The following is a 22,177-nucleotide window of genomic DNA, read 5'->3' on the forward strand; positions in this document are numbered from 1 at the left end:
GATAGAAATCAGGAGGGACGCAGTTCTGTGATCGCTTGGGCCAAGTGCTCAACCAGACGATTCAGCTCATCGACGCTGTTGTAGTGTGCGATCGACACACGGACCACGCCGCCGTAAGGGGTCAGGCCCAACTGTTCGATCAGGCGGCGCGCATAGAAGTCACCAAAGCGGATGCCCATGCGGTGATTATCCACGCGGCGCACGATGGCTTCCGACTGAACGCCCTCCACCACGAAGCTGATGGTCGGCACGCGATCGCCGTCGGTCACACGGGATTTTCCGATAGTTCGTACACCCGGTGTCTCCCGCAGAAACGCCAGCAGTGTCTCGGCTAGCAGGTCTTCCTGCACTTCAAAGGCATCGAAGGCGGCCTGCATCAATTGACGTTCGCTGCCGCTGGCGCCGAGGCGTCGGCCGATGTCGATCAGGTAATCGCTGATGCCGATGCAGCCGTAGGACAGCTCGTAGTTCAAGTTGCCGGGCTGCAGCTTGTAGGGAATGACTTCCTGACTGATGAAAAAGTGGTTCAGGCTCGGCAGCTCCAGCAACGCCTCGCGCTTGCCCCATAGCACAGCGAAGTGCGGGCCGAAGGTCTTGTAGAAACTGAACACGTAATAATCGGCGCCGCTGGCTTGCACATCGACCAGCCGATGGGGCGCGTAGGCCACGGCATCGACGCACACCTTGCCACCCACCGCGTGCACACGGCGCGCAACCTCGGCGACCGGGTTGACGCTGCCGAGGATGTTCGACGCATGGGTCATGGCCAGGTAGCGGGTCTTGTCGCTGAGCAGCGCGTCCAGATCGCCAAGCTCCAAGTCCATGCTTTCGGCGTTCACCGCCCAGACGCGCAACGTCGCGCCGCGCTCTTCGCACAGCCGCACCCACGGTCCGATGTTGGCCTCGTGGTCGCAGTTGGTGACGATGATCTCGTCCCCGGCCTGGATCGACGGCGCGATGGCGCGGCAGAGGATTTGCAGCAGATGGGTGGTCGAGCCGCCCATCACGCACTCTTCCGGGTAGCGCGCGTTGATCAATTGCGCGACCGATTCCCGCGCCTGCATGACCCGCGCACCAGCGTCCACCGACTCACTGTAGGACGCGCCCAGTTGCACGGCGCTGTTGAGCAAGTAATCCGTGATGCGCTCGGCGACCGGCTTGAGCACGGCCGAGCCGCCGGCGTTGTCCAGGTAGGCGTAGCCGCTGGCGAGGGCGGGAAACTGGCTGCGTACGTAATCGATGTCCAAGGCATTCAAGGGATGAGCTCCAGAGTCTGATCAGTGATGCAGGATGGCCTGCAAAAACGCGCGGGTTCTCGGCTCTTGCGGGGCCGTGAAGAAATCGTGCGGGTTGTTCTGTTCGATGATTCGGCCGTTCTCCATGAAGATCACCCGGTCGGCGACCTTCCGCGCGAAGCCCATCTCGTGGGTCACGACGACCATGGTCACGCCGGAGCGGGCGAGGTTCTGCATGACGTCAAGCACTTCGCCGACCATCTCCGGGTCGAGTGCCGAAGTGGGCTCGTCAAACAGAATCACCCGGGGCTCCATGGCCATGGTCCGGGCGATGGCCACGCGCTGCTGCTGGCCGCCGGACAACTGGCTCGGGTATTTCGCCGCGTGGGCGCCCATGCCGACTTTCTCCAGCAGCAGGCGCGCGCGTTCGTTGGCGTCACGGCGAGACATGCCGCGCACACGGACCGGCGCCAGCGCCACGTTGGCGAGCACGGTGAGGTGCGGGTACAAATTGAAATTCTGGAAGACCATGCCGACTTCGCAACGGATGCCGGCCAGCTTCGGGCCCGTTTCAACGCGTTGGCTGCCGACGCGGATGTCGCCCTGCTGATATTCCTCCAGCAGATTGATGCAGCGGATCAGTGTCGATTTCCCGGAGCCCGACGGCCCGAGGATGACCACCACTTCGCCTTGATCGACGGTCAGGTTGATGTCGGTCAGGGCCTGGAATGGCCCGTAGAATTTGGCCACGCCTTCCATTTCAATCACGGTGCTCATGCGCTTTTCCTCCCGGCGCCGTTACGTCGCTCGATCCAGCTCACCAATTGCACCAACGGCAGAAGCAGCAACAGGTACATGACCGCCGCGCCCACCAGCGGTGTTGGATTGGCCGCCAGCGCCTGGGCCTGAGTGGCTTGTTTGAGCAAATCGGGCATCGCCACGACCGACGCCAGCGCGGTGTCTTTCATGACGTTGATGCAGTTGCTGGTCATCGGTGGCATGACGATGCGCATGGCCTGGGGCAGGATGATGTCGCGCATGGTGTTGAAAAAGCCCATGCCCTGGGAGGCCGAGGCTTCGAATTGCCCGCGGGGAATGGCTTCGATGCCGGAGCGAAAGATCTCCGCCGAATACGCGCAGGACACCAGTGACAGCGCCGCCGTGGCCGCCGCGAACGACGACAGGCGAATGCCTACGAACGGCAGCGCGTAATAGATCAGCACCAACAGCACCAGCAATGGAATCGAGCGCAGCACGTCGATGTACACCCGCGCCAGAAACCGCACCGGGGCGTACCCATACAGCCGCAGCATTGCCAGCACCAGCCCGCCCACCAGGCCGAGAATGATGCTGACCACGCCGAGCATCACCGTCACGCCCAGGCCGCGGAGCATCAATGGCAGCGCATCGACGAACACGCTCCAGTTGAAGAACGTTTCTAACAACTCCATTGCGATTCCTTGATGGCGAGCAGTGGCGGGCGCGGGCGTGAGCGGTCAGGGGTTACTTGAGCACATCGACCACTTTGACGGTGCTGGACTCCGGATCAGCGTCGGCACCGAACCACTTCTTGTGCAGGTCGGCGATCACGCCTTCTTTCTTCATCGTGGTGATGATGTCGTTGACCTGACCGGCCGATGCCCAGCCCTTGGCGTGCATCAACGAGTACTTCTCACCGGTAGGAATTTTCGCGACGACTTTGTATTGCGGCTTGTCCTTGATGTAGTACAGGACCGCCGGGATATCGCTGATGTAGCCGTCCATGCGGCCGGACGCGAGATCGAGCATCGCAGGCGACAGCCCTTCGTAGCGTGAGACTTCCTTGAACTTGTACTCGGCCTGATGGGCGTTGACCCACATGTCGCCGGTGGAACCGGTGTCGACGCCGACCACCTTGCCGTCCATGTCCTTCAGGCCGTTGATGCCGGATTTGGCGAGCACCGACAGGGATTGGTCGCTGTCGTAATACGGCTGGGCAAAGCCAACGGATTCAAGGCGCTTGGGGGTGATGGTGATCGATGAAATGGCGATGTCAGCCCTTTTGGATTGCACGGCGCTGAACAGGCCGTTGAACGGGATGTTGACGAATTCCACGGTCTTGCCGGCGCGTTTGGCGACTTCTTTCACGACGTCGACTTCAAAGCCGACGATCTCGCCTTTGGCGTCCTGAAACTCCCACGGTACGTTGCCCACGTTGGCGCCGACGGTCCAGTCAGCGGCCCAGGTGGATGCGGAAAAGGCGGTTGCCACGGCCATGCTCAAGAGTACTTTCACATTCATGTCTTGCTCCCCGATTGATCAGTCAGTTCAAGAAGGCCGCCTTACCACAGAGGGGGCGTTTCGAGGATCAGACTAGGATGACGAATCAAATAATTCAACAAATAAAATAAATGAATTAAATGCTTCAATGGGGTGCGAAAGTTATCCGCATTGGTGCAGAGCGGAAAGCGCGCAAGGCTGTGGGGTGTACAGAAAATGATCAGTGATGTGAAAGATGATATGCACCGAAGCGGCGCATGGATTGCTCGCGGTGCGTCGGATATCGCCTGTTGTGGGAGTGAGCTTGCTCACGAGGACATCATCCCAGCCGCTGAAAATCCAGCAGATGAATCGTCATCTTCGCGAGCAAGCGGGAGCGCCAGTCTTGCCCCATACGCCTAAAGCACGTAACGCGAAATCGCAACAAAGTGCAGCAGGCTGCCGGCGATGACAAACAGGTGCCAGACCCCATGAAAGTGTCGGACCTTGGTGTCGAACGCGAAAAAAATGATCCCCACGGTGTAGAACACGCCACCCAGCGCCAGCCAGATGAATCCGGCAATGCCCAGCGCGGCGATCAGCGGATTGACCGCGACCAGCACGATCCAGCCCATGACCGCGTAAATGACGATGGACATCACCCGCGCTTCGGAGCGGGGTTTGATTTCCTGGAGGATGCCGATGATCGCCAGCGCCCAGACGATACCGAACAACGTCCAGCCCCACGTCCCGTGCAGCGTCACCAGACAAAACGGCGTGTAGCTGCCCGCGATGAGCAGATAGATCGAAAAGTGATCAACCTTCTGCATGATCACTTTCGCCCGGCCGCGAACACTGTGGTAAACCGTCGACGCGCTGTACAGCATCACCAGCGCCACACCGTAGACCGCAACGCTGATGATCTTCCAGATATCCCCCGTCATCGTGGCGACAACCAGCATCCAGACGGCACCGATCGTTGCCAGGATCGCGCCGACCAAATGGGTCCAGGCGTTGAATTTTTCTCCGTAGTACATCCGCAATTTACCTCTCTCAATTGCATGACACGCGCCAAGCGTCCTGCTTCTGAACCGCGATGACAACGTCTAGTGTGGTGTTATCGAGAATTTAATGCAGTCAGCCGCCGATCTCTTCGGCACAATCGGGCGCTCTCAAAACAAGAATCCGGCGCGGATCCACACGATGCAGATCGACGAAGAGCTCACCCTCAAGAAGCTGGAAATCTTTCTGGCGTTCATGCGCACCGGGAATCTCGCGCGCGCGGCGGCGGAGCTGCAGACGAGCACGGTCAGCGTGCACCGGGCGATTCACTCGCTGGAAAGCGCGTTGCGGTGTCCGCTGTTCAAGCACGAGGGTCGCAACCTAACGCCCCTCGAAGGCGCTTATGTGCTGGAGGAGCGCGCACAGAAGCTGGTGCAGGACGTGCTCAGCACCATCGAACAGACGCGGCAGGCGGCGGGGTTTTCGGCGGCGCGGTTCAAACTGGGGGCGCTGTATTCACTCACGGTTAAAACCGTGCCGCAGCTGATCATGGGCCTGAAGATCCGCCGCAGCGAACTCAACATCGACCTGATCCTGGGCTCCAATATCGATCTCTTCTACAAGCTGAAAAACATGGAAGTGGATGCGATTTTGGTGTCGCTGAACGAATCCGTGAGTGATCCGGATTGCGAGCAGTTGCCGCTGTTTTCCGACGATATTTTTCTCGCCACGCCGGCTGATTCACCCTTTGCGCTACAGAGCGAGGTGGACCTGAGCGACCTGCGGGAAATGACCTTTATCACCCTGACCCAAGGCTTCGCCACCCACCGCGATGGCGCGCGGGTGTTTGAACAAGCCGGTTTTGAACCGAAGATCGCCATGCAAGTGAACGACATCTTCACGCTGCTGAGCATGGTCAGCTCTGGAGTGGGCTATGCGCTGTTGCCCGGGCGAATCGCCGCCGTCTACGAAAACCGCGTCCGCCTGGTGCCGCTGCAAGCGAGATATCGCATGCAGCAGCACATCGGACTGGTCTTCCTCAAAGCCCGGGAGCGTGACCCGAATCTCTTGGCGTTGCTGGCGGAATGCCGGATGTACTCGAACCGGCTGGCGCAAGGCTGAGTCTGACTCCCCCGTGTGGAAGAAAGCTTGCTCACGAAGACGGCATTTCAGCCGCTGAAAGTTGGGTGGATGTACCGGCCCCTTCGCGAGCAAGGTGGATCGCCACCCCGGTCGCTCCCACAAATTACCTGTCAGTAGATACATCTGCGGCACCTTCTGACACCGCGCTTTCTTGCATCAAACACATCCCCTGTGGGAGTGAGCTTGCTCACGAAGACGGCATTTCAGCCGCTGAAAGTTCGGTGGATGTACCGGCCCCTTCGCGAGCAAGCTCGCTCCCACAAATTACCTGTCAGTAGATACATCTGCGGCGTCTTCTGATACCGCGCTTTCTTGCATCAAACACATCCCTTGTGGGAATGAGCTTGCTCGCGAAGGCGGCATTTCAGCCGCTGAATTTATAGCGGATGTACCGGCCCATTCGCGAGCAAGGTGGATCGCCACCCCGGTCGCTCCCACAAATTACCTGTCAGTAGATACATCTGCGGCTCACTCTGACACCGCGCTTTCTTGCATCAAACACGTCCCCTGTGGGAGTGAGCTTGCTCACGAAGATGGCATTTCAGTCGCTGAAAATTTGGTGGCTGTAACGAACCCTTCGCGAGCAAGCTCGCTCCCGCAATTCCGATGCCGGCAGATACATCAGCGTTCTGGCGCGGAACGGCAGCACGTTGCTGACGCCACGCATCCTGGAACCTCAGCCCAGAATCCCGCGCACGATGAAGTACAGCAGCGAAGGCCCCAACAGACAGCCGAGCCCCGTGTGGAATGTCGCCGTCAGCGCGCCGTAAGGCACCAGCCGCCGGTCCGTCGCCGCCAACCCGGCCGTTACGCCGCTCACGGTGCCGGCCAGGCCGCCGAAAACCATCGCCGAGCGCGGGTTATCCAGCCCCATCCAGCGCGCAGCCATCGGGGTGCCGACCATCACCAGAATGGCTTTGATCAGACCGGTCGCGATCGACAGCGCCATCACATCCGAGGTCGCGCCCAATGCCGCACCGGTCACCGGCCCGACGATGTACGTCACTGCGCCCGCGCCAATGGTGGTGATGCTCACCGCATCGCGATAGCCAAACGCGTACGCCACACAGCAACCGACAATGAATGGCAGCAACGTACCCAACAGCAGCGAGAACGCGCCGATCCAGCCGGCCTTTTTCGCTTCGGTGGCCTGCACTTCGAAGGCCGTGGCGACGATGGCGAAATCACGCAGCATCGACCCGCCCATCAAGCCGATCCCGGAAAACAACGCCAGGTCCGCCAGCCCTTTCTGGCCACCGGTCATCGTGCCACCCACCCACGCCAGCACCAGGCCGATGACGATCGCAATGGCCGAACCATGAATGCGCCCGAACGTCAGGCGCTTGGACAGCACCACCGAAATCCACATCACCACGCCCACCACGGCGAACGCGGTGACCAGGCCCTGGCTGATCAGGTCTTTCTGAATGAGCTCCCACATATCAGCGGCCTCCTGCTGGCGAAACAGTCGGCGCGATTACCGGAAGCGGGTGCGCGAGTTCGTCTTCTTTGGGCAGTGGCTCGCCCTTGTTGATGCGGCTGATGACTGCAATGGTGCAGCCACAGACCACCACTGACACCACCGCCGCGATGACCGCGATCGGCCCGCCCTTGAGCGCCGTCACGACGTTTTGCTGAGCGGCCATGGCCACGACGACCGGGATGTACATGGCGCCCCAGAAGCCGACGCCCATTTCGCAGCCTTCGCTCATGCCGCCGCGCTTTTGCATGAACAGCCGCGCGCAGATCAGCAGGATCATCGCGATCCCCACGCCGCCCACGTTGGATTTGACGCCCAGCAGCACGCCAAGCAGATCACCGAGAATCACCCCCGCGAGGGTGCAGATTGCGAGTAACGCCACGCCATAAATCACCATTGTTCTTATCCTCAAATTGCATCGTCGAAGTTGTTGTTTTTGTGTTCCTTCGAAAGCAGCAGTCGGTTTATGAGTGGCGGCGTTCCTCCTCTCGCGACAGCGCGCTGAGCGTGTCCAGCCGGGCGCCCTGAAAGGCGACGACCGATCCTTGTTCGAAAACGCGACGCGCCAGGCCTGTCAGCACGGTGCCCGGCGGCAGCTCGATGTGCAGCCGCGCACCTCGCTCGTAGGCGGTTTGCACCGTGCTGCGCCAGTCGATCACCCGGCACATGTTGAACGCCAGATCGTCACGGACCTTGTCGGCGCTGAGCATCGGCCGCGCGGTGCTGCCGCTGAGGTATTTCAGCGTCGGCGCTTTCACGGAAACTCGGGCGAATGCATCGGCAAGGGCGCGTGCCGGTTCGGCCAGCAGTTCGCAATGGGACGGTACGCTGACCGCCAGCCGCTTGGCCGCCGCAGCGCCCTGCTCTTTCGCGAGCGCAGCGACGGCCGTCATGGCTTCGTCTCGGCCAGCAATAACGAACTGGGTATCAGCGTTGATGTTGGCCAGATAGACCGGCGTCTCAACGCTGTGAATGCGTGCGATCAGGCTTTCGACCGTGGGTTGGTCCAGCCCGATCAGCGCGGTCATGCCATAGCCCTGTGGATAAGCGCTTTGCATCAGCTCACCCCGCAGCGCCACCAGACGCACGGCATCCGAAAAATCCAGAGCCTCCGCGATCACTGCCGCCGGATAAGCACCGATGGACAAACCTGCGACCATGTCGGGAGTGTTCCCATCGGCCATCAGCACCCGGGCGCACGCGACGCCCGCGATTAACAGGCACAGCTGAACAGCTCGCGTCGATTGCAGGGAGGCGGCCGTATCCAGCGTCAGGACGTCCTCGCTCAATGCAGCGCTCGCTTCTGCCAGGCACTGTTCAACCAAGGGATGCTCCGGCAGCCCATGGAGCATGCCCGGCTGTTGCGCGCCCTGGCCGGGAAACGCCCAGAAACTGCTCATGCCGCAACCGCCTGCGCCAGCCAAGGGTTATCCACAAGCCGCGCGCCGTCTTCGGCTTTGAGCAGCACCTGGCGTGACGGTCCTGCCCACTCGCGCAGCGCCACGCCACCAGACGGTGTTTGCAACTGAAGGTCGATGCGGCAGACCGCGCCGGCAAGCTGCTCGACCAAACGAGCGGCGTGCTGGCGATCTAAGAGTTCAGGGGTGCGCAGAATGAGATCGAGGTCGCTGTCCGCGTGCAGTACTGCCACGCCACTCGCCAGCTCAAAACCGGCGCCACCCGCCACGCCCCACGGCAGGCCGAGCGAGTCCATCACTGGACGAATCTGCTGCAAGGCGCGCAACGCCGGCCAGTCAGCTTCGGGCGTCATGGCGATCAACTCTTCAGGCGGCACGCGCCGCTGCACATCATCAAGTTTCATGTGGGTGGCGTAGCGCTGATCCCGGGACTGACCTCTCACGCCCACCGCCACCAGTCCTGCCCCGACACGAGCGCGGCGCACTACCACTGGATGACCCAGGCCGATGGCCTCGAACGCCCACGCCGGTGCGTCGATCGGCAACGCAGCCGTCGGCAAACCCCACAACAGGTCGTGGGGCAGCACCGGCTGGAAAGCACTCATTACCACTGCGCCCGCAACAGCTCGCGGACTTTCGACGACGCCCCACGGTTCGGCGCGCCGAGGCGTGAACTCAGGTCATTGGCGCCGGCGAGGGTGTCTTTGATCGCTGCAATCAAGCAGTCCTGGACCAGCGTAAGATCAGACGCCGTGGGCTGCTCGATCTGACTGACCGACAGGGTTTCCCACAGCAAACCAAGGCTGGCATAGCTGTCGATGTCATAGGCCATCGGCGGCACGCTGGCGGCGAGTTTTTCCAGTTCCTCGACGCTGCGCAGAGTCACCCGCGCCGCGGAAGCTTTGCCCATGGCATGAACCATGACGCCCGGGTCCCGCAGGGCAATCAGGCGATTGGCCTGATAGCCGTGGGCGAGGAACGCCCCCGACATGGCCTTGCCCACCAACAGCCCAATCACCGGATGCCCGGCCAGGCGCGCCCGAGCATAGGCGTCTACCGCGCCGGCCAGTGCCTGGTGAATACCCAGCGCTTCTTCGCGGCGACCATAGGCCTGACTCGGCACGTCGATGATCGCAATCAGCGTGCGCTTGGTGTCGCTGTTCTGATCCAGTTCGATGGCGCCGTCCACGGCCTGGGCCAGACCCCATCCTTCAAGCAATCCGACTTCGCCGCTTTGTGCGCGGGGAAAGCGGTTGGCAGGGTCAGCGACCACCGCCAGGAATCGCGCCGGGCGATCACCCAGTACGCCATCCGCTGCTTTCACCGACGCAGGCAGCCCCGCCACTTCAGCGGCGTTTGCGGCCAGCGCGTTGAACCAGTTCAATCCACGGAGTGAGTAAGCACTCATGACCGGTCTCCTTGATAGGCAGCGCGCACCGAAGCGGGCGCTATCTGCTGGGCAGTCTCCACGTGCGACAAACGCTCGAGGAACCACGCGTATCGACTGCTGCGTTCCTGCTCGGGCTTGCCCTTGTGCAACAACGCATGCACCTGTTGCTGAATGGCGCTGATGTCGTCGGCGACAAAGGCGTCCACCAGACCGCTGGCAAAACGTTGCTCGCCCCCGGTCAGGCTCCAGATGAACGGCCGGTCGCGGGAGTCGTATTCTTCAATGCCGGCTTCCTGCTCGATCACTTGCGGGCCGTTCAGGCCGAGACGCGCTTCCTGGGTGACGACCAGATAACTGCACAAGCCCGCCGCAATCGACATGCCGCCGAAGCAGCCGACGCTGCCCGCCACTACGCCGATTACCGGCTGATAGCGACGCAGATCAACAATCGCGGCGTGAATGTCAGCGATGGCCGCCAGCCCGAGATTGGCTTCCTGCAAGCGAACGCCCCCGGTTTCCAGCAACAGAACGGCTGCGGTGGGAATGCCCTTGCGATTGTCTTCGGCGGCCAGCTCCAGCGCGCCAGCCATCTTCGCGCCGCCGACTTCACCCATGCTGCCGCCTTGAAAGCCGCCTTCGATGGCGCAGATCACCACCGGTTTGCCATCGATGGTGCCTTTGGCGATGACCACGCCATCATCGGCCTGGGGCACGACGCCTTGCTTGGCCAGCCAAGGGGAGACGAGGCGCTCGAAGGGATCGATCAGCTCACGAAAACTGCCGTCGTCCAGCAGTGCGCGCGCGCGTTGCCGGGCGCCGAGCTCGACGAAACTGTGCTGCTGCAGAAGCCGCGTGCTGTCAGTCATGACCGACCTCCTCGAAACCTTGCTCCAGGCGCAGCCGAACCACGCCCGGCGTGGCGCCGAAATCATGAATGTCGATGCTCATGGCCGGCGGCGTCTGGCCGTCGAACATGCGCTGAAAGAGGTTTTCCCAGCGCGCCGAACTGCCGTTGACCGACGTCAGCACCTGAATGGTCAGCTTGCCCGGCTGGCCCGGTTCAAGCAGCACTTCCAGATCACCCGAACCGACACAACCCACCAGCGCGCGCCCCCTTGGCGGCTGCCCGGCTGGGAATTCAAAAGACAGGGTTTCCATGATCAGACGTTCCTCGTTTCATCGCCGAGCGCAGGCTCCAGACGATCAATAAACAGGCAAGCGGCGAGCAAATCGGCGGCGCCGCCGGGGGAGGCGTTCAGGCCCAGCAGTTGTTGATCCAGCTGATTCAGCGCGCGACGGCCGCTGAGGGTCGCGCTGCCGCCGGCGTCCAGCACCCGCTGCGCACCGTGTTGCATGGCGTGCAGGCCTGCTTCACCCGCGCGATACAGCACGCAGGTATCGGACAGCGTGGTCATGATCGCCAGCAGCGCATCGAGTCGCGCGTTCTGCTCGCCATGTCCGGCGGCGCGGCTGCGGAGGAGTTGCGGCAAGCCGGTTTGGATGACGGCAGGGAAACCCGCTTGCGCTTGCTCCCGGGCGCCCATTGCGCCGTATTTCTGCGCAACGGTTTGGCCATGGCTCTGGCTGTGGCTCTGGTTGGCGGTCTGGTGACGATCCTCGATCAATGCCAGCTGGCCGGCGCGTTGGCACAGCCCCTCCGGGGAAATGTGATCGGGATTCAGCGCTGCAGCGGTGACCAGCAAACCCAGTGCCCAGATCGCGCCGCGATGGGTATTCACCCCGTTAGTCGTGCGCATCATCGCCGCTTCGCCTTCGCGACCGAGGCGTCCGATGGTTTCCCGCAACAGCGGATTGATCTCGCCGATGGCAATGGCGGCGTCGGCCATTTGCTTGAACGCGGGCCACAGCGACAGCGCTGATGCGTGCATCAGGCCCAAGTGCAAATCCGTGTGGGCGCCACTACTGCGACGGTCAACCAGCGCCGGTTTTGGCGACAGGTCGGCTTCGTCGATCAGTGCATCCACCGCCAGATCGGCCAGGCGCTCTGCCAGTGATGCAGGGTTCGTCGTTGCATCGAAGGCATCGAAAGCTACGTTGAATGCGCGCATCACCAGCTCCTGAATTTCGCAGGCGGGTTGTACAAACCGCCGGACCATTCCACCAGTTCGGCGATGCTCTTGGCGGCAAGCAGTTCGCGGCTGGCGTCGGTGCGGCGAATGCCCAGGTCTTCGGGGAGCGCAATCAGCCCTTCGCGGCGCATCCGGGCGGTGTCTTTGGGGTTGTGGCGCAGGCCGATGGAGGTCACGCCAGCGACGGCGGCGATCATGGCCTGACGCTCCTCCAGGCTGCGCGCCTTGTACAGATAGGCGATGCCTTCTTCGGTCAGCAGGTGAGTGACGTCGTCGCCGTAGATCATGATTGGCGCCAGGGGCATGCCACTTTTTTTCGCGACTTCGACGGCATCCAGTGTCTCGACGAACGTGGGTTTGCCGCCCTCCTGGAAGGTCTCGACCATTTGCACGACAAGCTTCTTGCCGCGCTCAAGATAGGCGTCCGGCCCGTCCCCGCTCTGCTGGCGCATGTCCAGCCAGGCAGGCGTGGCGTGACGTCGGCCGCGCGGGTCGTGGCCCATGTTTGGCGCGCCGCCAAAGCCGGCGAGGCGCCCACGGGTGACGGTGGAGGAATGGCCGTCGCCGTCGACTTGCAGCGTGGCGCCGATGAACAGGTCAACCGCGTATTGCCCGGCCAGCTGGCACATCATCCGGTTGGAACGCATCGAGCCATCGTGGCCGGTAAAGAACACGTCGGGCCGTGCCGCGATGTAGTTTTCCATGCCCAGCTCGGTGCCGAAGCAATGCACGCTTTCGACCCAGCCGCTTTCGATGGCGGGGATCAGCGTCGGATGCGGGTTGAGCGTCCAGTTGCGGCAGATCTTGCCCTTCAGGCCCAGAGATTCACCGTAGGTCGGCAGGATCAGTTCGATCGCCGCGGTGTTGAAGCCGATGCCATGGTTGAGGGACTGGACGTTGTGTTTTTCGTAGATCCCGCGAATCGCCATCATCGCCATCAGCACGTGCACCGGCTTGATGTGGCGCGGGTCGCGGGTGAACAGCGGCTCGATGTAGAACGGCTTGTCGGCGACGACCACGAAATCGACCCATGACGCCGGGATGTCCACGCGCGGCAGGTCGCTGACGTCATCCACCAACTGGTTGACCTGCACGATGACGATGCCGTCGCTGAAGGCGGCCGGTTCTATCAGGGCGGGGGTGTCTTCGGTGCTGGCGCCGGTGTAGATGTTGCCGGCGCGGTCAGCCATGAAACCGGCCGAGAGCACGACGTTGGGAATCAGGTCGACCAGCAGGCGGGAATACAGCTCGATGTAGGTATGAATCGCGCCGATTTCCAGCAGCCCGTCTTCCAGCAACTGGCTGATGCGCAGGCTTTGGGTACCGGCGAAAGAGAAATCCAGCTTGCGGGCGATGCCGCGTTCGAACAGGTCCAGATGCTCGGCCCGACCCACGCTGGGCATAATTATGTGCAGGTCGTGGAGCTTGCCGGGATCGGCCTTCACCAGTGAGCGCGAAAGAAAATCCGCCTGCTTTTGGTTGTTGCCTTCAAGTACCACGCGATCGCCCGGCGCAATCAGCGCCTCAAGCGCCGCGACAATCTTGTCGGTGGGCAGTACAACGCCATCGGCGAAGGAACGCACCAGGTCGAGCCGTCGCAGTTTTTCAGTGCGACGACGCGACCAGCGCGGGTCAAGTTTCGTTGTTGTGGTCATGCTGACTCCACGAGTTCGCTGTCGTGGGGCAGATTAGGAGGGGCGGCGGCTCGGCATCAATCAAGCAAATGCGCTAATCATTACCGTGAGAGTAATGATCAGTCGGGCCAGTTGATCTGATAGCGGGTGCTGCGCCCGCCGCCCGGAAGTCTACGCAGGCAGTCTTTTCCCAACAGATCTGCGAGATGCCGAGTGGCGGTGGCTTTACTGACCTTGGCGACCGCCTGGTATTGAGCGGCGCTGATGCCGTCGGTGAAACCCGCGTCCGGCCTCTCCGACAACAGGTCGCCATTCAGCAAACGGTTGAGCACTTTGATTTGCTCGGTGGATAGCCCGTCATCCCGATGGGCTTGCCAGAATCTCGCCTTCGCCAAAACCCGGTCGATGCGCTGGATGGCCTGCTCAAACGTATGGAGCAGCGTCTGCAAAAACCAAACGAGCCACTCAGTGATATTCAGCCAACCGCGCTGGGTCGCCTCCAGGACCCGGTAGTAGTCCTGACGGCGGGCGAGGATGCTGACGGACATGGCGTAAAAGCGTATGGCCTGGTGTTCGCCCTGGGCCATGGCCAGATCAGTGATTGCGCGGGTCAAACGTCCGTTGCCATCGTCGAACGGGTGCAGCGTCACGAACCAGAAATGTGCGACGCCCGCGCGGATCAGCGGGTCGAGGGTAGGGTCGGCGCGGCTACTGTTGAACCAGTAGAAAAAGTCATCGAGCTTTTGCTCCAGGCCTTCGCGCGGAGGTGCTTCGAAATGCACCACGGGTCGGTCAATGCGACCGGACAAGACCTGCATGGGTTCGGGGCCCCTAAGCACGCCAACCTGGATGGGGTTTGCCGTCGGCGCGATCGTCTCGGGAAACAACAAGCGATGCCAATGCATCAGCCGTTCGGACGTCAGCGGCGCGTCATGTTGTTGGGTGGCATCCAGCATCAACTCTGCCAGACCCCGTCATATTCGGCTCAAGGTATGAGCCGAATATGCGGTTTATTCGGCTCATCGTCTAGGAGGGATTGGGCGTGATCGGCAATATCACCTTCAGCAAGCACTGAGCCGCTACCTGGAAGCCGAGATGCGCCAGATGCAGGCTATTTCGGACGGCATAGCAGATGCCAACGCAGCAAACCTTACCGATATCGAATCTGTAAAAGCGAAATACTTCAGCCTGATATGAGCCGGCTTCCGCTGGCAGTTCCTGGATGCTCCAGACAGACACAAGTTGAGCATGCTGGAGATCAAATGGTGGGAGCGAGCTTGCTCGCGAAAGAGCCGGGACAGCCGCTAAATCTTCAGCGTTTGAAATGCAGCTTTCGTGAGCAAGCTCACTCCCACAAGGGCTGTGTCCGGCATGCAATCTGCGGCGGCTGACATGCAGGCGTGGGAGCGAGCTTGCTCGCGAAGGGGCCGGTACATCCACCAAATCTTCAGCGTTTGAAATGCAGCTTTCGTGAGCAAGCTCACTCCCACAAGGGCTGTGTCCGGCATGCAATCTGCGGCGGCTGACATGCAGGCGTGGGAGCGAGCTTGCTCGCGAATAGGCCGGGACAGCCGCTAAATCTTCAGCGTTTGAAATGCAGCCTTCGTGAGCAAGCTCACTCCCACAAGGGCTGTGTCCGGCATGAAATCTTCAGCGGCTGAAATACAGCTTTCGCGAGCAAGCTCACTCCTACAGGGGGGGCTGTGTTGGGCATGCTACCTGCGGCGGCTGACATGCATTCGTGGGAGCGAGCTTGCTCGCGAATAGGCCGGGAAGGCCGCTAAATCTTCAGCAGCTGAACTGCAGCCTTCGTGAGCAAGCTCACTCCTACAGGGAGCTGTGTCCGGCATGCAATCTGCGGCGGCTGACATGCATTCGTGGGAGCGAGCTTGCTCGCGAATAGGCCGGGACAGCCGCTAAATCTGCAGCGGCTGAAATGCAGCCTTCGCGAGCAAGCTCACTCCTACAGGGGGCTGTGTCCGGCATGCAGTCTGCGGGGTTTGAGAGCCGGGAAGTCTCTTACAAATTCGGCGTCATCTGAACCAACCCCGCCTCCACCAGCCACTCCTCCAGCGCCACGAGGTCAGGGATCTTCGCGACTGTCTCGCCCACTTGCACCGCGGCCAGTTCCAGCTCGGCCAGCGGCACGTCGACGTAGCTGAGTTGGCTGTCGAGTTTGCAGGAGCGCGGAATGCCTTGGGTCAGCAGCGCGATGAATTTGAGGTCAGGGCGACCGCCGAGTGCGTTGAGCACGACGATGCGGGCGCGGCCTCCGACCCGGGCGCGGCTGCCGCAGGCGGCTTCGAAACTGAGCAGCGGCAAACTGCGGTTACGCCAGTTGATCGGTCCCAAATACCACTGTGGCGCGGCGGGGTCGGCGACGCTGTCTTGATAGTCGATCAGCTCGGCGACCGCCACGTTGGGCAACAGCAGGTGCCGATCACTCAGGGGGATGAGCAATCCGGTCAGGCTGGTCAGCCGCGCCGTTTGCGTCGTGGTGTCAGACATGGGCGTGGCTCCAGTGAGCAATGCTTTGCAACAGAGCGGCTTCCTGATACGGCTTGCTCATGTATTCGTTCACCCCCAGCGCCATGGCGTGGTCGCGGTGCTTCTGCCCTGATCGCGACGTGATCATGATGATCGGCAGGTGCTTCAGGGCGTCGTCTCCGCGAACCTTGCTGACCACCTCAAAGCCGTCCATGCGCGGCATTTCGATGTCCAGCAGCATGATGTCCGGGGTGTGCTCCTGCAGCAACGCCATGGCATCGACCCCATCCTTGGCCGTCAGCACGTTCATGCCGTTGCGTTCCAGCAGGCGGCCGGTGACTTTGCGCACCGTCACCGAGTCATCCACCACCATCACCAGCAACGGCCGCGCCTGTTCGGGTTCGACATAGCGCACCGGCGCATGCCCGGCGACCTGCAATGCCAGCAGCTTGGCGTGAAAGCGCCGGATGTGCGCAAACAGGTCGAGAATCAGCACCACGCGGCCGTCGCCCAGAATAGTCGCGCCGGCAATGCCGGGTATCGACGAAAACTGCGGACCCAGGTTTTTCACCACGATCTCCCGCGAGCCGGCCAACGTATCCACCTGCACCGCAATCCATTGATCGTGTACGTGCACGAGAAGCACCGGCAGCGGTTGGGTCTGTGTCTGGCCGCCCAGTTTCGGCGGATGACCGTTATTGAGCAGCTCGCCCAGATAACGCAGCTCGTAGGTTCGCCCGTTGTACTCATAGCGCGGCGGCACGGACTGATAACAGGTCTCCAGCTCGCTCGGCATCACGCGCACAATACCCTCAATGCTGTTCAGCGGCACGGCGTACTGTTCTTCGCCGCACTGCACCATCAGCGCACGGTTGACCGACACCGAGAACGGCAAGCGGACACGGAAACGCGCGCCCTCTCCTGCCTTGGAATCAATGACCATCGAACCGCCGAGATCCTTGACCTCGGCATGCACCACGTCCATGCCGACGCCGCGCCCGGAAATCTGGGTGATGGTCTCGGCGGTGGAAAAGCCCGGGCGCAGGATGAACTGCAGGATGTCGTGCTCGCTCAGCTCGGCGTCGGGGCTGATGATGCCGCGCTTGATCGCCTTGCGCCGCACAGCCTCGAAGTCGACACCGGCGCCGTCGTCGCGCATCTCGATAACGATGTCGCCGCCTTCGTGGGCCAGGCTCAGCGTGATATGCCCCCACTCGGATTTACCGGCGGCCAGGCGTTCCTCGACGCTCTCCAGACCATGGTCGACGGCGTTGCGCAGCATGTGCTCCAGCGGCGCGACCATGCGTTCGAGCACGTTGCGGTCCATCTCGCCCTCGGCGTTGATGACGTCGAACTTGACCTTCTTGTTCAGCTCGCCCGACACCTGACGGACGATCCGACGCAGGCGCGGCACCATGCGCTCGAACGGCACCATGCGCGTGCGCATCAGGCTTTCCTGAAGCTGGGTGTTCACTCGCGCCTGTTGCTGCAAGAGGGTTTCGGCCTCATGGGCGCGGGTGTCGAGGGTTTCCTTGAGGTCCATCAGGTCGGATGCGGACTCGAACAGCGCGCGGGACAACTGCTGCAGCTGCGAATGCCGGTCCATTTCCAGCGGGTCGAATGCTTCGTAACCGCGCCGATCAACGGGGTGATCGCGGCTGAGAATACGGCCCTGGGTTTCGATGTCGAGTCGGCGCAGTTGATCGCGCATCCGCTCGATGGTGGTTTCCATCTCGACCAGTGTGACCTGCGCGTCGCTGACCTGCTGCTCGACACGGCCCCGGAATATCGAGGTTTCCCCCGCCAGATTCGCCAGGTCTTCCAGTTGCTCGGCCGGTACCTTGATCATCTCCGGGCCGGTGCGCTCGCCGTCGGCCTCGGCCTGCGCCGCCGTATCAACAACCGGCGCGGGCAGCACAGCCGGCGCCTCCTGAGGTTTTTCGACAGGTTCGCGGGCGGCCCCGGATGACGTGTAATGACCGATGCTCTCGATCAGCAGCGCCGGGTTGGGCAATGGCTCGTAACCGCGAACGGCATCGACCATGTCGGCGAGCATGTCGTGGCCGCTTTGCATCAGGCCGTTGAGCAGCGCGCTGTTTTTCAGCGCGCCGGTCGACAGTCCTTCGTACAGCGACTCCAGCTCATGGGCCAGGTCGCCGATCGGCGCAATCTCCACCATGCGCGCGCCGCCCTTGAGCGTATGCAGATCGCGCAGCAGGTTTTCCACTTCCAGCATGTTCTGCGGATCGGTCTGCCAGCGCACCAACGCCGCGCTGCTGCTCTCGATGATGTCGTCGGCTTCTTCGAGGAAGATTTCCAGCAGTTCCGGATCGCGTTCGTCCAGCGAGTGAATCATCGAGCTGACATTGCGCGTCTGGCCGTCATTGGGCAGGAGGTAGCAATTGCGCTGGCGAAACTCGCGAATCTTCTCGATCAGCGGCGCGGGACTGGTCAATGCCGAACGGTGCTGCAGCTGTTCAAGCATCAGCGACAGGTGATCGTGGCTGTGCACCAACAGCTCCGCCAGTTGTGGCGAGTAACCGCAACGTCGATCAATCAGGCCTTCGTAGAGCGATTCCAGCTCATGGCCGAGGTCGCCCACCGGCCCGATTTCGGCCATGCGCGCGCCCCCTTTGAGGGTGTGCAGGTCACGTTGCAACGATGACAGCGGCAGCGGGTTTTCCGGGTCGTCGAGCCAGCGTTGCAGCGCAGGACCGGCGATGTCGAGAATATCCACCGCCTCTTCGAGGAAGATCTCGACGATTTCCTGATCGAAATCATCGCGCGAAGGCCGGGCGGGTTGAGCGAGGCGTTCGCTGACCTCTTCCATCTCCGTGATGCTTGTTGCTCCGGCGCCATTACTTTTGATCACCCCCATCGCGCCGGGGTCCAGCGCCTCGGCGAGCAGACCGCGCAAGGCGCTCACGCGCTCAGGGCACGGCTGGACTTCCTGTCCGGCGGCGACCTGATCAAGCATGTTGATCAGTGCTTCGTGGGCTTTTTCGGCTTCGTCGAAAAAACGCTCGCTGACGGCAAGGCTGCTCTCCTCTACGGCGCCATACAGGTCGAGCAGCGCTTCGCAGAGCTCATCGACCTGGGGCAGGTCGGCGACGTGCGCGCCGTGGCCGAGCATGGTCAGTTCGTCGAGCAACGCGTTCAATTCCTGGCGGTGGCCGGGGTGCTGGCGCCAGTCTTTGAGCAAGTTGTCGGCGTCCAGCAGGATGTCCATGCCTTCGGCCAGAAAGCTCGCGATCAACTGCGGATTACGCCGCGTGCGCAGGCCATTGCTGTCGTCGCTCAAGGCATCGGCCAGCCGTGCGTCGAGCAGCTCCTGGGCCTGTTGAATCAGGGGGGCTGCGCCTTCGATGGGCATCAGCGGGTCGACATTCAGCTGGGCGAGACCTAAATGAAACAAAGGCCCGGCCGCACGCAGCAGGTCGATCTCGGCCTGGCCGACCTCGATCAGGTTGGTCTTGAACTCGCGGACCAGTTGATCCAGCGGGCTCGCCAGCTCGGCGATCGGCAGGACGCCCGCCATGTACGCGCTGCCCTTGAGGGTGTGCAACGCGCGCAGCAAATCGTTGCTGAATACAGGTGCGTCAGTATCCTGAGCAGCATCGAGGTAGCGGCTTATCGTGTTCAGGTGGGTGTGGGCTTCCTGACGGAAAATTTCCAGCAACTGCGGGTCAAACCCCTCTTCGTCCTCCAGCCGTTGCGCAGGCTCGATGTCACCCGCTTCGCCCTGGGCTAGCGCATGGGCCTGGGCGGCCAGTTGGTCGACATCGTCACGCTGACGCTGAACGTCCTCGGCGAAATCGCGAATCACGTCCGGCAGCAAGGCTTGAACGTCCGTGAGCAACTGCTGCACCCGCGCGTCCGGCTCGACGCTGTGCTCCAGTACGCGGTTCAGGAGGTTTTCTACCGACCACGCCAGTTCGCCCAGAATCAGCGCGCGCACCATCCGGCCGCTGCCCTTGAGCGTGTGAAACGCACGACGAATCTCGCCCAGCGCCGAAAGGTTGCCGGGATCGGCAATCCAGCGCGGCACGTACTCGCGCAGTGCTTCGAGCATCTCGTCGGTTTCTTCGAGGAAGACTTCGCGCAGCTCGTCATCGATCGCCTGCTCACCCTTCGGCGGCGGCAACAGACTGGCCGGCATGTTCCGCGCCGGCGGGTTGACCGCCGACAGCGGGCTGGCCAGCACTTCGGCGAGGGTCCGACTCGGGCTGACCAAGGCCTGCCGCTCGTGCAAATCCTGCAGCTCTTCTTCGCTGATGACTTCTTCGAGCACCGGCACGTCCAGCGCATCGGGGACCGGCGAGTAGCCGAGCCGGGCGAGACTTTCCTGGGCCAGATCCAGTACATGTTCGCCCGGCGCTTCCGGGTCTTCGGCCATGCGTTCGAGGTAATACTCGACGCCGATGATCACGTCCGCCAGGTGATCGAGCTGCGAGGCCGCCGGGCTTTCGGTGTCAACCAGCAAGTGTTCGGTGATGTAATCGTTACAGGCCGCCAGCAAGCCGGATGCCCGCGCCAGCGGGATCATCGCCAGCGCGCCACGCACCTGAACCAGTTGCTCGGACAGCGGCAGAAGACGTGCCCGGTCCATTTCACCGTCGACGTACTCGTCGATCACGTCCTTGGCCTGCTGCAGAACGATGCGCGCTTCCTTGATGACCAGTTGGTGAATCTGACTGAGATCAGTCGTCGGCAGACGGCTTTCTTCAGGGCTGCTCTGGTTAACCGTTCCGGCCATGCCCGCGAGGGTGGATTCGACGTACAACAGCGCACCGGCGACGTCCATCAAGGTGGCATCGTCGGGTGCGCGTTGCCCCTGGGCCATGCCCTGCACCACGGTCATCTGATCGATGATGACTTTACGCGGCTGGCCAAAACCCAGCACCGCCAGGGTATCGGCGATCTGCCGCAACGGGGGCAGCAAGGCGTTCAGCTCGCTGACGTGCTGACGGTCCCCGCGCACAAAAACGTCGAGCCGTTCCTTGGTCCGCACCAGCTCGTCGCACAGGGCAATGATCACCGAGCGCATGGCGTCGCGATCCGGCCCGGCCATGCGCGCACGTTCTTCAGCGACCAAGGCGCTGTGGGGCAGCGCATCGGCGAGTGCGTACTGATCCTTCAAGTCCGTCATCTTCTGCGCCTCGCTGTCGGACTTGGCGATGTAAAACAACAGGCTTTTCAGGAGTTCGTCGGGCGCAGGCTGATTGATGCCTTCAATGCCTTGATCCAGCAGACGTTTGAGTTCTTTGTCGGCATCCTTGAACAGGCTGCGCAGCGCCGGGCTGTTGGTGAAATTGCCGCTGAGCATGGTTTCGACCAGCGCGGACGCGATACGCCACAGCGGTTCGAGGGGCGCGTCCTCGCACAACATCTCAAGCCGCGCGAACACCTTGCCCATGTAACCGAGTTGAGTCTGCACGTCCTGATCGCGAAGCAGCCCGACCAGCGCGGTTTGCAGCGTCTGCCGCAGCTTGCGCAATTTCGCGGGCAATTCGGGATTGTCGCGTTCGGCCAATGCCTGAGCATCAAGCGCGGGGATAGACAGCAATTGCGGCGAGAACAGGCTGGTTTCCGACAGCAGGCTTTCGCCCCGGGCGCTGCGTAAATCGTTGAGCAGCGGCAGCACCACCAGCGGCAGGTCACGGCGGGCGGAGTGCACACGCTCCAGGTAAACCGGCAATTGCGTCATCGCCAGATTCAGCAGCTGGATCGCTTCGCTTTCCTGGGCGACGTGGCCCTCTTTCAGCGCCAGCGCCAGCTGTTCGATTTCCTCGGCGAACAGCGCGGCGCCGTAGAACTCGATCATCTGCAGGCTGCCGTGAACCTGATGGATGAGCTCCAGGCACTCGTCCATTGCCGCGGCGTCGTGCGGTTGGGCGACGAACGTGTCCAGCGCCTGTCGGGCGTGTGTGAGGGTTTCGGCTATTTCGCCTTTGACCCACTCCAGGGCCACGTAATCGTGACGGTCAGCCATGGTGACTCCGGTTGCCTGTGCCTTGACGCTGCTTCATGTGCATTGACTGGATTATTAACGGGGCTATC

17 protein-coding genes and 1 pseudogene are annotated in these 22,177 nt (G+C 62.0%); 1 reads left to right on the top strand and 17 read right to left on the bottom strand.

The window, feature by feature from the left end:
- Positions 1-8 precede the first annotated feature (8 nt).
- The 5 genes from QMX88_RS09385 to trhA form a co-directional block, all read right to left on the bottom strand.
- Positions 9-1,256, bottom strand: coding sequence for a cysteine desulfurase-like protein (locus QMX88_RS09385; RefSeq protein ID WP_282368558.1), 1,248 nt, complete (start codon positions 1,254-1,256; stop codon positions 9-11).
- 21 nt (positions 1,257-1,277) lie between these two features.
- Positions 1,278-2,012 (bottom strand): amino acid ABC transporter ATP-binding protein, encoded by a 735-nt coding sequence (locus tag QMX88_RS09390; RefSeq protein ID WP_037018914.1) that lies wholly within the window; start codon positions 2,010-2,012, stop codon positions 1,278-1,280.
- Positions 2,009-2,686: an amino acid ABC transporter permease gene (locus tag QMX88_RS09395; protein ID WP_282368563.1), complete on the bottom strand. Its 678-nt coding sequence runs from the start codon at positions 2,684-2,686 to the stop codon at positions 2,009-2,011. The genes QMX88_RS09390 and QMX88_RS09395 overlap by 4 nt, the downstream gene beginning before the upstream one ends.
- Before the next feature lie 52 nt (positions 2,687-2,738).
- Positions 2,739-3,515, bottom strand: coding sequence for a transporter substrate-binding domain-containing protein (locus tag QMX88_RS09400; RefSeq protein ID WP_282368565.1), 777 nt, complete (start codon positions 3,513-3,515; stop codon positions 2,739-2,741).
- Positions 3,516-3,892: 377 nt separating this feature from the next.
- On the bottom strand, positions 3,893-4,510 hold the full coding sequence (gene trhA, locus QMX88_RS09405) for a PAQR family membrane homeostasis protein TrhA (RefSeq protein WP_282368567.1): 618 nt from the start codon (positions 4,508-4,510) through the stop codon (positions 3,893-3,895).
- Positions 4,511-4,676: 166 nt separating this feature from the next.
- Here trhA and QMX88_RS09410 point away from each other — a divergent pair, with 166 nt between their 5' ends.
- Positions 4,677-5,597, top strand: a complete 921-nt coding sequence (locus tag QMX88_RS09410) for a LysR family transcriptional regulator (RefSeq protein ID WP_192173225.1) — start codon at positions 4,677-4,679, stop codon at positions 5,595-5,597.
- 697 nt (positions 5,598-6,294) lie between these two features.
- Here the strand turns inward: QMX88_RS09410 and madM are convergent.
- From madM to QMX88_RS09470, 12 genes and pseudogenes are all read right to left on the bottom strand, one after another.
- Complete coding sequence (gene madM / locus QMX88_RS09415) at positions 6,295-7,059, bottom strand: malonate transporter subunit MadM (protein WP_122624431.1); 765 nt, start codon at positions 7,057-7,059, stop codon at positions 6,295-6,297.
- 1 nt (position 7,060) lies between these two features.
- Complete coding sequence (gene madL / locus QMX88_RS09420; RefSeq protein WP_192172962.1) at positions 7,061-7,495, bottom strand: malonate transporter subunit MadL; 435 nt, start codon at positions 7,493-7,495, stop codon at positions 7,061-7,063.
- A 67-nt stretch (positions 7,496-7,562) separates the two neighbouring features.
- Positions 7,563-8,498, bottom strand: coding sequence for a malonate decarboxylase subunit epsilon (gene mdcH, locus QMX88_RS09425; RefSeq protein ID WP_282368576.1), 936 nt, complete (start codon positions 8,496-8,498; stop codon positions 7,563-7,565).
- A complete protein-coding gene (locus tag QMX88_RS09430) occupies positions 8,495-9,121 on the bottom strand; it encodes a malonate decarboxylase holo-ACP synthase (RefSeq protein ID WP_282368578.1) in 627 nt (208 codons plus the stop codon). The genes mdcH and QMX88_RS09430 overlap by 4 nt, the downstream gene beginning before the upstream one ends.
- On the bottom strand, positions 9,121-9,924 hold the full coding sequence (mdcE, locus tag QMX88_RS09435) for a biotin-independent malonate decarboxylase subunit gamma (RefSeq protein ID WP_282368580.1): 804 nt from the start codon (positions 9,922-9,924) through the stop codon (positions 9,121-9,123). Before mdcE ends, QMX88_RS09430 begins: the two co-directional genes overlap by 1 nt.
- Positions 9,921-10,772, bottom strand: a complete 852-nt coding sequence (locus tag QMX88_RS09440) for a biotin-independent malonate decarboxylase subunit beta (RefSeq protein WP_282368581.1) — start codon at positions 10,770-10,772, stop codon at positions 9,921-9,923. The genes mdcE and QMX88_RS09440 overlap by 4 nt, the downstream gene beginning before the upstream one ends.
- Entirely contained in the window at positions 10,765-11,064 is a 300-nt protein-coding gene (locus tag QMX88_RS09445; RefSeq protein WP_133775589.1) for a malonate decarboxylase subunit delta, read from the bottom strand. The genes QMX88_RS09440 and QMX88_RS09445 overlap by 8 nt, the downstream gene beginning before the upstream one ends.
- 2 nt (positions 11,065-11,066) lie before the next feature.
- Positions 11,067-11,975, bottom strand: coding sequence for a triphosphoribosyl-dephospho-CoA synthase (locus QMX88_RS09450; RefSeq protein WP_282368585.1), 909 nt, complete (start codon positions 11,973-11,975; stop codon positions 11,067-11,069).
- A complete protein-coding gene (gene mdcA, locus QMX88_RS09455; protein WP_282368587.1) occupies positions 11,975-13,651 on the bottom strand; it encodes a malonate decarboxylase subunit alpha in 1,677 nt (558 codons plus the stop codon). The genes QMX88_RS09450 and mdcA overlap by 1 nt, the downstream gene beginning before the upstream one ends.
- Positions 13,652-13,749: 98 nt before the next feature.
- Positions 13,750-14,601: pseudogene (locus QMX88_RS09460) on the bottom strand (Fic family protein); the annotation flags it as partial.
- Positions 14,602-15,649: 1,048 nt separating this feature from the next.
- The gene (locus tag QMX88_RS09465) at positions 15,650-16,138 is read right to left on the bottom strand and encodes a chemotaxis protein CheW (protein WP_122536410.1); all 489 of its coding nucleotides are present in this window, start codon (positions 16,136-16,138) and stop codon (positions 15,650-15,652) included.
- A complete protein-coding gene (locus QMX88_RS09470; protein ID WP_282368590.1) occupies positions 16,131-22,109 on the bottom strand; it encodes an Hpt domain-containing protein in 5,979 nt (1,992 codons plus the stop codon). The genes QMX88_RS09465 and QMX88_RS09470 overlap by 8 nt, the downstream gene beginning before the upstream one ends.
- Between the last annotated feature and the right edge of the window lie 68 nt (positions 22,110-22,177).

The organism is Pseudomonas sp. PS02290 (assembly GCF_029960075.1).
Classification (GTDB): Bacteria; Pseudomonadota; Gammaproteobacteria; order Pseudomonadales; family Pseudomonadaceae; genus Aquipseudomonas.

Bases quoted from the DNA above. Each gene is read 5' to 3' on its own strand.
- trhA (WP_282368567.1), bottom strand. From the start codon at position 4,510: ATGTACTACGGAGAAAAATTCAACGCCTGGACCCATTTGGTCGGCGCG.
- QMX88_RS09410 (WP_192173225.1), top strand. From the start codon at position 4,677: ATGCAGATCGACGAAGAGCTCACCCTCAAGAAGCTGGAAATCTTTCTG.
- QMX88_RS09445 (WP_133775589.1), bottom strand. From the start codon at position 11,064: ATGGAAACCCTGTCTTTTGAATTCCCAGCCGGGCAGCCGCCAAGGGGG.
- QMX88_RS09450 (WP_282368585.1), bottom strand. From the start codon at position 11,975: ATGCGCGCATTCAACGTAGCTTTCGATGCCTTCGATGCAACGACGAAC.
- madM (WP_122624431.1), bottom strand. From the start codon at position 7,059: ATGTGGGAGCTCATTCAGAAAGACCTGATCAGCCAGGGCCTGGTCACC.
- mdcA (WP_282368587.1), bottom strand. From the start codon at position 13,651: ATGACCACAACAACGAAACTTGACCCGCGCTGGTCGCGTCGTCGCACT.
- mdcE (WP_282368580.1), bottom strand. From the start codon at position 9,924: ATGAGTGCTTACTCACTCCGTGGATTGAACTGGTTCAACGCGCTGGCC.
- mdcH (WP_282368576.1), bottom strand. From the start codon at position 8,498: ATGAGCAGTTTCTGGGCGTTTCCCGGCCAGGGCGCGCAACAGCCGGGC.
- QMX88_RS09430 (WP_282368578.1), bottom strand. From the start codon at position 9,121: ATGAGTGCTTTCCAGCCGGTGCTGCCCCACGACCTGTTGTGGGGTTTG.
- QMX88_RS09440 (WP_282368581.1), bottom strand. From the start codon at position 10,772: ATGACTGACAGCACGCGGCTTCTGCAGCAGCACAGTTTCGTCGAGCTC.
- QMX88_RS09470 (WP_282368590.1), bottom strand. From the start codon at position 22,109: ATGGCTGACCGTCACGATTACGTGGCCCTGGAGTGGGTCAAAGGCGAA.
- QMX88_RS09465 (WP_122536410.1), bottom strand. From the start codon at position 16,138: ATGTCTGACACCACGACGCAAACGGCGCGGCTGACCAGCCTGACCGGA.
- QMX88_RS09400 (WP_282368565.1), bottom strand. From the start codon at position 3,515: ATGAATGTGAAAGTACTCTTGAGCATGGCCGTGGCAACCGCCTTTTCC.
- QMX88_RS09395 (WP_282368563.1), bottom strand. From the start codon at position 2,686: ATGGAGTTGTTAGAAACGTTCTTCAACTGGAGCGTGTTCGTCGATGCG.
- QMX88_RS09390 (WP_037018914.1), bottom strand. From the start codon at position 2,012: ATGAGCACCGTGATTGAAATGGAAGGCGTGGCCAAATTCTACGGGCCA.
- madL (WP_192172962.1), bottom strand. From the start codon at position 7,495: ATGGTGATTTATGGCGTGGCGTTACTCGCAATCTGCACCCTCGCGGGG.